The sequence below is a fragment of the Faecalibacterium prausnitzii genome (genome assembly GCF_019967995.1).
Taxonomy (GTDB): domain Bacteria; phylum Bacillota; class Clostridia; order Oscillospirales; family Ruminococcaceae; genus Faecalibacterium; species Faecalibacterium prausnitzii_E.
The window spans coordinates 590,476-603,275 of sequence record NZ_CP065377.1; the positions used below are offsets into that span (position 1 = coordinate 590,476).

Sequence of the window (12,800 nt, forward strand, 5' to 3'; positions counted from 1 at the left end):
AGAACGAACTTTTTTCATGTGAAGCAGGCGGGGCGGGGGAAGCGCTGCGCCTTTTAGAACCGGCCCACAGGCTCCAAACTGGGAACGAAAATCCCCATTCTAAAGTAATAATAAGATCCTGCCAGAATGTCCCCACTGATACGAAAGCAGGAAGCGAAAAAATATTCGAAAATGAGCGAAAGAGAGCGAAAATAGAGCAAACTGCATAATTTGATTCGCCGAAAATCGAACAAACCGCCAAAATCATGGCAATCGACACAAAAGATTTTCGTTTGCGCTTGATTTTTGATGCGAAATGCGCTATATTGAAGTTGCGAAAACGATTTAGGATTCGTTCAGAGCCAATCGGTTCCTGAGAGGAGGACGACGAAATGTCATCCCTGAAAGATCTGGCGCAGGAATGCGGGGTCTCGGTGGCCACGGTGAGCAAGGCGCTCAACGGCCAGTCGGATATCTCCGAGGCCACCCGCACCCGTGTTCGGGAGGCGGCTCGCCGGATGGGCTATGTTCCCAATATGGCGGCCCGCTCCATGAAGACCAACCGTACTTATAACATCGGCGTCCTGTTCGTGGACGAACGGCAGAGCGGCCTGGCACACGAATACTTCTCCGCTGTGCTGGACAGCTTCAAAGTCCGGGTCGAGCAGCTGGGCTACGATATCACCTTTATCAACCGGAACCTCGGCGGCAAGACGATGACCTATCTGGAGCACTGCCACTACCGCGGGGTGGACGGAGCCGTGATCGCCTGTGTGGATTTCACAGACCCGCAGGTGATCGAGCTGGTGAACAGCGATGTGCCGGTCGTCACGATCGACCATGTGTTCAACAACCGGATGGCAGTCCTTTCGGACAACGTGGCCGGCCTTTCGGCGCTGGTCCGCACGGCATACAGTCAGGGCCACCGCCGCATCGCTTTCATCCATGGCGAGCGGACCGCCGTTACCGAGAACCGTCTGGCGGGCTTCTACAAGAGCTGCGATGAGCTGGGGCTGGAAGTTCCGGATGTGTATGTGCGGGAGGGCATCTACCACGACGCCGCCCGCTGCGCACAGGAAACGAAAGCACTGCTGGCGCTTCCGCAGCGGCCCACCTGCATCCTCTTCCCCGATGACTTCTCTGCCATGGGCGGCTACAATGCCATCGCGGAGGCGGGGCTGAGCATCCCGGAGGACATCTCCGTGATGGGCTACGACGGCATCTACCTCTCCCGCGTCATGAAGCCGCAGCTGGCGACCTACCAGCAGAACACCATGATGCTGGGGCGCACCGCCGCAGACAAGCTGGTGCAGATGATCGAGCACCCGCGTGTGACGCTGGCCGAGCAGCTGCTCGTGACCGGCAAGCTGCTGGAAGGCGACTCCGTCGGCCGACCGGCCCAAACCTAGTTCCTCGGCTCCGGGCGGACCGGAGCTTTGATAAAACAAATCGGATTTCGTTTGCATGAGAACCATTGAAGGAGGTTTTCTACTATGAGAAAGATTTCGCGTCGTAATTTCCTGGTCGCTTCTGGTGCAGTCGCCATCACCGCAGCGCTTTCTGCATGCGGCGGCAGTTCTTCCACTGCCAGCTCGACCGCAGCCTCCTCTGCAGCCGCTTCTTCTGCCGCAGCCGGGCCTGCCGCACAGGGCAAGGTGCTGAACATCTGGTGCTGGAACGACGAATTCCAGAGCCGCTTCAACGATTATTACCCCGAAGTCTCCGCCATCGCATCGGATAAGTCCACCACCACCCTGAAGGATGGCACGACCGTGAAGTGGACCATCAATGCCAACGAGAACAACAACTATCAGAACAAGCTGGACGAGGCCCTGCTGAGCCAGGACTCCGCAGCCGATGATGATAAGATCGATATCTTCCTGATCGAGGCCGACTACGCGCTGAAGTATGTCGATTCCGATTACGTTCTGGATGTCAAGAAGGACATCGGCCTGACCGACGCCGACCTGGCGGGTCAGTATCAGTACACCAAGGACATCGTCACCGTCGATGGCAGCCAGCGCGGCACCACCTGGCAGGCAACGCCGGGCCTGTTCGCATACCGCCGCAGCATCGCAAAGGATGTTCTGGGCACCGATGATCCCACCGAAGTCCAGACCTACCTGTCCGATTGGGACAAGTTCAACGACGTCGCTGCACAGGCATCTGCCAAGGGCTACAAGATGCTGTCCGGCTTCGATGATGCATACCGCACCTTCTCCAACAACGTGGCAGCGCCCTGGGTCACCGGCACCACCGTCACCGTCGATGAGAACATCATGAAGTGGGTCGATCAGACCAAGGAGTACACCGACAAGGGCTACAACAACAAGTCCAGCCTGTGGGACAGCCAGTGGGCATCCGACCAGGGCCCCAACGGCAAGGTCTTCGGCTTCTTCTACTCCACCTGGGGCATCAACTTCACCCTGCTGGGCAACTCTCTGGAGACGCCTACTTCTGAGGGCGGCAAGGAAGAGGTCGGCAACGGCATCTACGGTGACTACGCAGTCTGCGAAGGCCCTCAGCCGTATTACTGGGGCGGTACCTGGATCTGCGGCGCAGCCGGCAGCGACAACCTCGACACCATCAAGGATGTCATGCAGAAGCTGACCTGCGATGAGGCCATCATGAAGCAGATCACTCTGGATACCCAGGACTACACCAACAACGAAAAGGCCATGGAAGAGATCGCCAGCAGCGATTACAAGTCCGACTTCCTGGGCGGCCAGAACCACATCGCGCTGTTCGCAGAGGCAGCCAAGAAGATCGACATGTCCAACGCCGGCCCGTATGACCAGGGCCTGAACGAGAGCTTCCAGACCGCCTTCAAGGATTACTTCACCGGCAACGTGGATGAAGATACCGCAAAGGCAAACTTCGAGACCGCCATCAAGGAGAAGTATCCGGAGCTGACCGACGTTGTCTGGCCCGCATAAGGCAGACGCACTCGCACACAACTGAGATCAGGGGGGCGGGCCGGGCGCAGTGCCCCGCCCGCTCCCTTTTTTTCGGAAACATCCGTCAGGAGGCAGTCACATGGGAGAGAAAACAAAAAAGAAAGGGTCGATCAGCTACGCGAAATGGGGCTACATCTTCATCGCACCGTTCTTTCTCATTTTCGCGGTATTCCAGCTGATCCCCCTGGCATCCACCATCTATTACAGCTTCTTTGAATATTACCGCAGCGGTCTGAAGATCATCGGACCCAACTTTGTGGGCTTGAAGAACTACGTGACCCTGTTTGCAACAGACCTGCCCAAATATTTCAGCAACACTCTGCTGCTCTGGATCATCGGCTTCATCCCGCAGATCGCCATCTCCCTGCTGCTGGCGGCCTGGTTCACCGACCTGCGCCTCAAGCTGAAGGGCCAGACCTTCTTCAAGACGGTCATCTACATGCCCAACCTGATCATGGCATCGGCGTTCGCCATGCTGTTCTTCGCCCTCTTCTCGGACAACGGCCCCGTCAATGCGGCGCTGATGGGCATGGGCATCCTCAAGCAGCCGTTCAGCTTCCTGAACACGGTCTGGGGCAACCGCGGTCTGATCGGCCTGATGAACTTCCTGATGTGGTTCGGCAACACCACCATCATGCTGATGGCCGCCATCATGGGCGTGGACCCCACCCTGTATGAGGCCGCTGAGCTGGATGGCTGCACCCCGAACCAGATGTTCTGGAAGATCACCATCCCGCTCATCCGCCCCATCCTCGTTTACGTCATGATCACCTCGATGATCGGCGGCTTGCAGATGTTCGATGTGCCGCAGATCCTGACCAACGGTAAGGGCGGCCCGGACCGCACCTCCACCACCATGATCATGTACCTGAACAACCACCTGTTCAGCAAGAACTACGGCATGGCAGGCGCGGTGTCTGTGGTGCTGTTCCTCGTCTGCGCAGTGCTCTGCGTCGTCGTTTACGTGAGCCTGACCAGGGAAGACGATGGCCGCAGCAAGGCAGAGCGCAAGGCTCTGAAAGGAGGAAAGAAGTAATGGCTCACACTGCATCGACAAAGTCGGAAAAAGCCACACTGGCTGCCCGCCGCACCGGGTGCTACATCGCGCTGGTGCTCATCAGCTTTCTGTGCCTGTTCTTCTTCTATGTGCTGGTCATCAACTCCACCCGTACCCACTTTGAGATCCAGAAAGGCTTTTCGCTGCTCCCCGGCAAATCCCTGATGACCAACCTGAAAAACGTGCTGAACGACGCGAACATCCCGGTGCTGACCGGTGTGCGGAACAGCCTGATCGTCTCGGCCTGTTCGGCTGCGCTCAGCGTCTACTTCTCGGCCCTGACGGCTTACGGCATTTATGCCTACAACTTCCGGTTCAAGAAGGTGGCGTTCGCCATCATCCTGCTCATTATGACCATGCCGACGCAGGTGTCGGCCCTGGGCTTTTTGCAGCTCATCACGAAGATGGGCCTGAAGAACTCGTTCCTCCCGCTCATCATCCCCAGCATCGCAGCGCCTGCCGTCTTCTTCTTTATGAAGCAGTACCTCGACGCCAGCCTGCCGATGGAGATCGTGGAAGCGGCCCGCATCGACGGAGCCGGAGAGTTCTATACCTTCAATAAGATCGTGCTCCCCATCATGAAGCCCGCGCTGGCGGTGCAGGCCATCTTCGCCTTCGTGTCCAGCTGGAACAATTACTTCATCCCCGCTCTGGTCCTGGATACCGCCGATAAGAAGACCCTGCCCATCCTGATTGCGCAGCTGCGCAGTGCAGACTTCCTGAAGTTCGATATGGGCAAGGTGTATATGATGGTCGCCATCGCCATCCTGCCCGTGATCATCGTCTACCTGCTGCTCTCGAAGTTCATCGTCCGCGGCGTGGCACTGGGCGGCGTAAAAGGCTAAAATTTCGACCACTGCCAGCGGCAGAAACAGGGAGAAATTTTTGGCGCAGCGGTCTGCAAGACGCGAGGCCCGTCCAAGGGCCGAAGCGGATGCAGGGCACCGCAAGAGGGCGCTGCTTCCGCTTCCCGCACGAAAGCCCCAAACGAGCATTCGCCATATCGCATGGCAAACGATTCGTGCAACGCGAGGCCCATCTCCCTACAATCGGCAATGCAGCACGGCTGCACGCAAACGAATTACGACCGTTCCGAATTCTCCTTCCATATCATAAACAGCAGACAGCCCGGAGACGACCTGCTCCGGGCTGTCTGCTGTTTTTTCCGATTTACAAAACTGAACTGAACCAGTATAATAAAGTACGAAGTATAAAACACAGGAGGAGACCCAGTTGATTCATTTGATTGAAACGGTCTATCGTTTTCTCTGGGGCGATTTGTTTGTGCTGCCCATTGCGGGCGGCGTGGGGATCTCGCTGATGGTGGTGCTGCTGCTCACGGCGGGGGTGTTCTTCACCCTGCGGACGCGTCTGCTGCCGGTGCGGCTGTTCCGGGATATGATCTCGGCCGTCTGCGAGAAAAACCAGAGCAGGGACAGCCTTTCGTCGTTCCAGACCCTCATCGTTTCCACGGCCACCCGCGTGGGCATGGGAAATCTGGTGGGCGTTGTGGCGGCGGTGTCTGCCGGTGGCGCGGGCGCAGTGTTCTGGATGTGGGTCACGGCCTTGCTGGGCGCGTCCACCGCGTTTGTGGAATCCACCCTGGCCCAGAAGTACCGACAGCCCGATCCGCTCTACGGCGGCCAGCGCGGCGGCCCGGCCTATTATATCCACATGTGGGCGGAGCGGAAGCGGAAGAAACCGCTGCGGCGCTCGGTGGTCGCGGTGCTGTTCGCGCTGTCGGGCCTCATCTGCTGGTGCGGCATCAGCCAGGTCATCAGCAACTCGGTGAGCTCGGCATTCAAGAATGCGTTCCACATCCCGCCCATTGCAACGACGGTGGCACTGGTGGTGCTGGCGGCAGTCATCGTGCTGCGCAAGAACGCCACCGTGAAAAGCCTGGACGTCATCGTGCCGGTGATGGCGGTCTGCTATTTTGTGATGACGCTTTATGTCATCGCGACCAATATCACCCACCTCCCGGCGGTGCTGGGCAGCATCTTCTCGGAAGCCTTTGGTCTGCGGCAGGTGGCGGCGGGCGGCTTTGGTGCCGTTCTGATGAACGGTATCAAGCGCGGCCTGTTCTCCAACGAGGCGGGCAGCGGCTCGGCACCCTGTGCGGCCGCAGCTGCCGACTGCGATGATCCGGTCAAGATGGGGCTGGTCCAGGCGCTGGGCGTCCTCATTGATACGATCGTCATTTGCAGCTGCACGGCCTTCGTCATGCTGCTGGCCCCGGAATCCGTCACGGCGGGCCTGACCGGCATGGACCTCTTGCAGGCGGCGGTGCAGTACCATCTGGGCAGCTTCGGCGTCATCTTCATCGCTGTGACGTTGGCGCTGTTCAGCTTTTCCACCTTCATCGGTATCCTGTTCTACGCTCGCTCCAATGTGGCGTATCTCTTCGGGGACCGCTGGCTCTGGCAGACCCTTTATAAGGTATTGGCGCTGGGGATGCTGCTGGTGGGCGGTGTGCAGGCCTACACAGTCGTGTGGGACCTTGGCGATGTGGGCATCGGCCTGATGACCATCTTCAACCTCATCGCGCTCTATCCGCTTTCCGGCGAGGCCATTGAGGCTCTCCGGGACTATGAGCGCCGGAAACATCTGGAACCCTGAGCAGGGGAGACGCCCCGCTCCATGAATCGTTCGCAAAACGGCGCAGCCGGAGCGGAGAATTTCCGCTAAGCTGCGCCGCTTTTTTGTCCGCGAAAAAAGAAGCTGAAAAAATGCGAAAAAACGGTTGACAAATCCGCTTTTGTCTGCTAAAATAAACGAGTCGTCCGGCAAGGACGTGAACAGAATCTGGGCGTGTTCCCGAGTGGCCAATGGGGACAGACTGTAAATCTGCTGCTTTTCAGCTTCGGTGGTTCGAATCCACCCGCGCCCACCAAACAAGAAAAATCCGAACCTGTTTCCGATTGGAGAAGGGTTCGGATTTTTCGTTTTCTTCGGGTACAACAACGAAGGTTCCTGTGGACGGCGCAAAACTCCGATACCTTGTCATAGACCGTAAGCCAATAACAAGATTTGGAGGGTATGATTATGAAGTACGATGCAAGAGCTTGCCATTTCAACATGGATACCGGGTGCGTGGAGTTGACTCTCCAAGATGGGAGAAAAATTTCCATTGACTGCACCAGGGTCGAGGATGCGCTGGATGTGACCGTGGCGCAGAGGGCGGAGCTGGACTATCTTATTTACAATGACCCACTGGGCTATGCGGATTTGATTCTGAACGGCAATCTAGAAGAATACTTGAAAAACGTAACTGGGAGCCATGGGTTAGAAGATTAAGAGAAAAGCGCAGAGCACCTTATTCAGAGTGCTCTGCGCTTTTCTGCATCTTGCGCCATTGTTGCGGGGTCATGCCGTACTTTTGCCGGAACAGCTCGTAGAAGTGGGTGCGGTTGGTAAATTTGAGTTGTAGGGCGATCTCGCTGACGGAAAGTGTTGTCTCCCGCAAAAGCCGTTCAGCCTTCTGGAAACAGAAGGTCATGCCGTAATCGAAAAGACACAGACCGGTGCGGCGCTGGACGATGGAATTGAGGTAGCTGCCATTGTAATTCAAAAGCCGTGCCAGTTCACTGCGAGGCAGCCGCCCGTCGGTATCCTCCAGCAAACGGCTGATACGCAGAAAGAGCAGGATTTCGGGGCTGCTGCTCAGGTGAACCGGGGTGACGTAGAACCCGGACGACAGAAAATCGAACAGTTCGCAAAGCGCGCCCTTCAAATAATAGGTGGCGGCGGCACTGGGTTCGTGCAGGATGTGGGTCATGCGGGCGATGAGCGTTGTCAGGGTTTGAACGCTATCGGTGTTTTCCGGTGTGGGGAAAAGATCCTGATATTCCTTTCGGAGGTCCTGGCCCAGATTTGCCAGCATGAACTGCAAAACGGGATTTTCCGGCAGATGACGCTCGGCTTCAAATAATTGCAGGGATGCAGATTCCGTCAGGCTGCGGACAAAATCTACGGATAGACCAATAAAACAGAGCTTGGCGGGGCCTGTGAACCGTTCGTTGTGGAGGATACTGCGGTTCACCAGACAGCAGGTCCCGGCACGGTAGGGATATTCTTTTTCCTCGATCTGTTGGATGACCTCTCCTTCCAGCACCAGCATCAGCTCAAAATAATCGTGGCGGTGCAGCGGACGGGAGCTGAGCGCACGGAACAAAGCATCCATAGAGTTTTCATGCAGCCAGCAGCCATTTGGTGAGAACATCTGAATGCTGTATTGGTCGGTTTCCCCCAGACCGGTACAGGACTCCAGCGTGATCTGCACCGGGGACATGATCTTGTAGAAGGTAGAGAGCTGACTGCCCTGATTTTCAACCTCCAAAATATTCTCGTAGCTGGTGGAATCCGGTTTCATGAAAGCGTCTCCTTTTCTGTAATGTGCGAATATGATACAATCTGATGGATGCGGCACACGATGCTGTCATTGTGAAATGTGAACGGAATTGCTAAAATATAGGCACAATACAAAAACATTCTGTAAAAGCTGTGCGGCCGATGGCTTTATTATAGAGTGCTTTTGAAAAAATGTAAAGCGACAGACGCATTCTGTCGCCGTGAATGATACAGCACATCTTGAAAGGAGAATCCCCATGTCTGCACCTGCAACGACAGAGAAAAAATATCTGAAATGGTATCAGAAGCTGGCCTACGGTTCCGGTGATCTGGCCTCTAACTGCTCCTATGGTCTGGTTTCCAGCTTTGTACTGCTTTATCTGACCGGAACACTGGGTCTGGACAGCGCCATCATCGGCTCTTTGATGCTGGCTTCCAAGGTCCTGGACGGCATCAGCGATGTGATCTTTGGCACCCTGATCGACCGCACCCACTCCAAGCTGGGCAAGGCTCGTCCCTGGATGCTGTTTGGCCAGGTAGGCGTTTCCCTCTGCCTGTTTTTGCTGTTTGCCATCCCGGCTGGCAGCACCACCATGCAGTACATCTACTTCTTCATCGTGTACACGGCACTGAATGCAGTGTTCTATACTGCCAACGGCATTGCCTATTCCTCTCTGGTGGCGCTGATCACCAAGAACAACAATGAGCGTGTGCAGCTGGGCTCCTTCCGTTTTATGTTTGCGGTCGTCACCAACATCTTTATGGGCTTTGCCGTTACCGGCATGGTGGAGAAGTTCGGCAGCGGTGCCGCAGGCTGGCGTACCACGGCTCTGATCTTCGCGATCGTTGGTCTGGTGGTCAACACCATCAGCTGCCTTGCAGTTAAAGAGCTGCCGGAGGAAGAACTGAGCGGCAACACCAGCGAAGCCGCAGAGGAAGGCAAAGCAGTTGCCGAGGAGAAAAAGCATGGCTTTGCCGAGACCGCTAAGATCCTCATCCACAACAAGTATTACCTGATGATTCTTGCCATCTACATCGTGTACTATATCATGAGCAACCTGACCACCGGTGCCGGTGTGTTCTGCGCCACCTATTACTGGGGCGATGGCAGCCTGCTGGGGCAGTTCTCCATGATGAAGATGTTCCCTGTTATCATCGCACTGGCCATTGCGCCTGTCCTCATCAAAAAGACCGGCAGTATGCAGAAGGTCAACTTCTGGGGCTACGCCATCAGCAGCGTGCTGGGCATTCCCATGATCTACTTTGCCATGCAGAAGAACCTTTCCATGTTCCTGCTGTTCATGTTCATCAAGGGCATCTTTGCAGGTACCCTCAGCGGTTCTCTGAATGCCCTGATCGCTGAGGCCAGCGGCTACACCACACGCACCACCGGCATCCACATGGACGGTATGATGTACAGCTGCTCCTCTCTGGGCGTGAAGGTCGGCGGCGGCATCGGTACTGCGGCTGTGGGCTGGCTGCTGAAGTTGGGTGGCTTTGTGGGTACCGCAACGGTCCAGAGCGAAAGCGCCATTCGGATGATCTTCAACCTGTACATCACCTTCCCCTTCGTGATCGGCATCATTATCACGGTGCTGCTGGCTTTCCTTGATGTGGAAAAAGCCAATAAGAAGTGGGATGCTGAACACCAGAAAGAGGCACAGGCATGATTCGACAGAATTTCAACGCAGATTGGACAGTAGAAAAGGGCGATGGCAATTCCCGGATGAATTCCTTTCTGGGAAATACCCAGACCAAAACCGTACATCTGCCCTACGATGCCATGATCCACGAAGCCCGCACCCCGGACACGAAAAACGGTGCACAGACCGGTTTCTACCCCGGCGGCGAGTACATTTTTCAGAAGCATTTCACCGCACCCCAGGCGTGGCAAGGCAAGCCGGTATCGCTGGTGTTTGAGGGCGTATACCAGACGGCGCTGGTCTACCTGAACGGCTGGCTGCTGACCCGGAACGTGAACGGCTATGCGGAGTTTACCGTGGAGGTTGGCCCCTACCTGAAATATGGTGCCGACAACCTGCTGAAGGTCATTGCAGACAACAGTCTGGAACCCAACAGCCGCTGGTATACCGGCAGTGGCATCTACCGCCCGGTGCGGCTGCTGGTGGGAAACAAGGTCTATCTGCCGCAGGATACCGTGTGTATCACCACCCGGGAGGTGGGCGAGGGCTTTGCCCTGCTGGATGTGACGGCGCAGGTGCAGTCTGCCAGCACTGTTACAGAACGGGTGACCCTGCAGCAGACCATCTGCCGGGAGGGCACGGCAGTGCTCACCGACCGGCAGAACCTCCTGCTCCAGCCCGGCGAAAGCAGAACCGTCTCCTTCCGGTACTGCGTGGACAGCCCGGCTCTGTGGAGCCCGGAGAGCCCCAACCTCTACACCAGCATTATGCAGGTGCTGGAGGGCGAGGAAGAACTGGACCGGGAAGAGACCAGCTTCGGCATCCGTACCCTGAGCATCGATGCAGCGCATGGGGTATGCATCAACGGGCAGACCGTCAAGCTGCGGGGTGCCTGCATCCACCACGACAACGGCATTCTGGGTGCAGCTACCTTGCCCGATGCCGAGGAGCGCCGCATTCGTCAACTGAAGGAAGCGGGCTTCAATGCCATCCGCTCCTCCCATCACCCGGCAGGGCGGGCGCTGCTGGATGCCTGCGACCGGTACGGTGTGCTGGTGATGGACGAGCTGAGCGACGTATGGAACCTGCGGAAGAATCCCTACGACTATGCTCTGTACTTTGAGCAGGACTGGAAGCAGACCATCGAGAAGATGGTGGCAAAGGACTACAACCACCCCAGTGTTATTTTGTACTGTGTGGGCAACGAGATCTCCGAGGCGGGCTCGGAAAGCGGAGCAGAGACCAACCGTCGGCTCTGCAACACCTTCCGGGAGCTGGACCCCACCCGTTACACCACCAACGCCCTCAACGGTCTGATGGCAGCCGGTTACCGTCTGCGGGAGATCATGGGGGATGTGATGCGAAAGTTCCCGGCACAGCCCGGCCCAACCGGCGGCGATGGCGGCGGCAGCAATGCTCTGAACAGCTTTATGAGCCTGATGTCCGGGGAAAAGGGGGACTACTTTGCCACCCATCCCCTGCTCACCGAGGCGCTGTCCGGCTGCGAGGATTCTTGCGATGTGATCGGTCTGAACTACCTTACCGGACGCCACGTGCTGGAGCATGAGCTGCACCCCCACAAGGCAGTGCTGGGTACCGAGACCTACCCGGCAGACATCGTGCGGCTGTGGCGCATTGTGGAGGAGAACCCCCACATGATCGGCGACTTCACATGGGCTGGCTACGATTATCTGGGGGAGGCCGGCTGCGGCATCTTCCATTACGATGGCGGTGCCAATTTCAGCAGCATCTACCCGGAACGCACCGCCTATATTGGAGATCTGGATCTGCTGGGCAACCGCCGCCCCATCAGCTATCTGCGGGAGATCGTTTACGGTCTGCGGAAGGCACCTTATCTGGCAGTGCTGCGAATGGAACACAACGGTCAGATCTCCAGCAAAACGCCTTGGATGTTCAAGGATAACCTTTCCAGTTGGACATGGCCCGGTTTTGAGGGACAAACGGCTTCGGTGGATGTGTACTCCGCCTCGGAGGAGGTGGAGCTGTTCCTGAACGGTGCTTCTCTGGGTCGCCGTACCGTGGTGGATTTTACCGCCACCTACAGCGTGCCCTACACTCCCGGCGAGCTGAAGGCTGTGGGCTATACCGGCGGTGTGTGTGACGGCGAGTTCACGCTGCGCACCGCACAGGATGCACAGATGACCCTTACAGCAGATCGTAAGACCCTGCAAGCTAACGGCGAGGATGCCGCCTTTGTGATGATCCAATTCGTGGATGCAAATAGCACTGCAGATCTGCACACCAAGCACACCCTGAAGGTGGAGTTGGAGGGTGCAGGCATTCTGGAAGCCGTAGGCAGCGCAAACCCCTGCTCCGAGGAACGTTACGACACCCCGGAAAGCGAGACCTTTGACGGCTGCTGCATGGCGGTGGTCCGTGCAGGAGAAGCTGCGGGCGAAATTCATCTGACCGTCACAGCAGATGACAGCGTTCAGAAGCAGCTGACGATCCTGATTCAGGAAGCAGAGTGCTGAAGCTCAAAAAGCCGGTGAAGGCTCAAAACAAAAACAGGGTGCGCCCCCGAATAGGACGCACCCTGAAAAATCCACATGCGATAGCAATATGTACAACAGGGCGTTCCCCGTCGGGAACGCTCTGTTTCTCTTTGCTGGTAGTATGATGAGCCTGCTCCGCCTGCCATGCAGCAAACTCCCGCTGGCCTTCCTCGCTGTTCCAGCAGGCAAGGATAGCTGGGTAGAATGCCCGTGCCAGACGGTCAATGACTTCATCGGGATAAGGGGAAGTGTTTGTGGACTTTTTCTTTTTGTTCAAACGCACGCTCCTTTGGACATC

The 12,800-nt window shown here is 56.9% G+C and carries 10 protein-coding genes and 1 tRNA gene; 9 read left to right on the forward strand and 2 right to left on the reverse strand.

Features of this window, described 5'->3' with window-relative positions; all coding sequences use genetic code 11:
* The first annotated feature begins 371 nt into the window (after positions 1–371).
* The 7 genes from I5P96_RS02865 (at position 372) to I5P96_RS02895 (ending at position 7,290) form a co-directional block, all read left to right on the forward strand.
* Complete coding sequence (locus tag I5P96_RS02865; protein ID WP_097791384.1) at positions 372–1,388, forward strand: LacI family DNA-binding transcriptional regulator; 1,017 nt, start codon at positions 372–374, stop codon at positions 1,386–1,388.
* 84 nt (positions 1,389–1,472) lie between these two features.
* On the forward strand, positions 1,473–2,915 hold the full coding sequence (locus tag I5P96_RS02870) for a twin-arginine translocation signal domain-containing protein (protein ID WP_118553994.1): 1,443 nt from the start codon (positions 1,473–1,475) through the stop codon (positions 2,913–2,915).
* Positions 2,916–3,015: 100 nt separating this feature from the next.
* The gene (locus I5P96_RS02875) at positions 3,016–3,972 is read left to right on the forward strand and encodes a carbohydrate ABC transporter permease (protein ID WP_223383011.1); all 957 of its coding nucleotides are present in this window, start codon (positions 3,016–3,018) and stop codon (positions 3,970–3,972) included.
* Entirely contained in the window at positions 3,972–4,838 is an 867-nt protein-coding gene (locus I5P96_RS02880; protein ID WP_223383012.1) for a carbohydrate ABC transporter permease, read from the forward strand. Before I5P96_RS02875 ends, I5P96_RS02880 begins: the two co-directional genes overlap by 1 nt.
* 388 nt (positions 4,839–5,226) lie before the next feature.
* On the forward strand, positions 5,227–6,612 hold the full coding sequence (locus I5P96_RS02885) for an alanine/glycine:cation symporter family protein (RefSeq protein ID WP_223383013.1): 1,386 nt from the start codon (positions 5,227–5,229) through the stop codon (positions 6,610–6,612).
* 188 nt (positions 6,613–6,800) lie between these two features.
* Positions 6,801–6,886 (forward strand) — tRNA-Tyr (locus I5P96_RS02890).
* Between the two features lie 152 nt (positions 6,887–7,038).
* Entirely contained in the window at positions 7,039–7,290 is a 252-nt protein-coding gene (locus tag I5P96_RS02895; protein WP_223383014.1) for a DUF6061 family protein, read from the forward strand.
* Between the two features lie 19 nt (positions 7,291–7,309).
* Here I5P96_RS02895 and I5P96_RS02900 read toward each other — a convergent pair whose 3' ends face one another.
* On the reverse strand, positions 7,310–8,365 hold the full coding sequence (locus I5P96_RS02900) for a helix-turn-helix domain-containing protein (protein WP_223383015.1): 1,056 nt from the start codon (positions 8,363–8,365) through the stop codon (positions 7,310–7,312).
* 235 nt (positions 8,366–8,600) lie between these two features.
* Here I5P96_RS02900 and I5P96_RS02905 point away from each other — a divergent pair, with 235 nt between their 5' ends.
* On the forward strand, positions 8,601–10,013 hold the full coding sequence (locus I5P96_RS02905) for an MFS transporter (protein WP_223383017.1): 1,413 nt from the start codon (positions 8,601–8,603) through the stop codon (positions 10,011–10,013).
* Positions 10,010–12,481, forward strand: coding sequence for a glycoside hydrolase family 2 protein (locus I5P96_RS02910; protein ID WP_223383019.1), 2,472 nt, complete (start codon positions 10,010–10,012; stop codon positions 12,479–12,481). The genes I5P96_RS02905 and I5P96_RS02910 overlap by 4 nt, the downstream gene beginning before the upstream one ends.
* A 22-nt stretch (positions 12,482–12,503) precedes the next feature.
* Here I5P96_RS02910 and I5P96_RS02915 read toward each other — a convergent pair whose 3' ends face one another.
* Complete coding sequence (locus I5P96_RS02915) at positions 12,504–12,779, reverse strand: transposase (RefSeq protein ID WP_223383020.1); 276 nt, start codon at positions 12,777–12,779, stop codon at positions 12,504–12,506.
* Between the last annotated feature and the right edge of the window lie 21 nt (positions 12,780–12,800).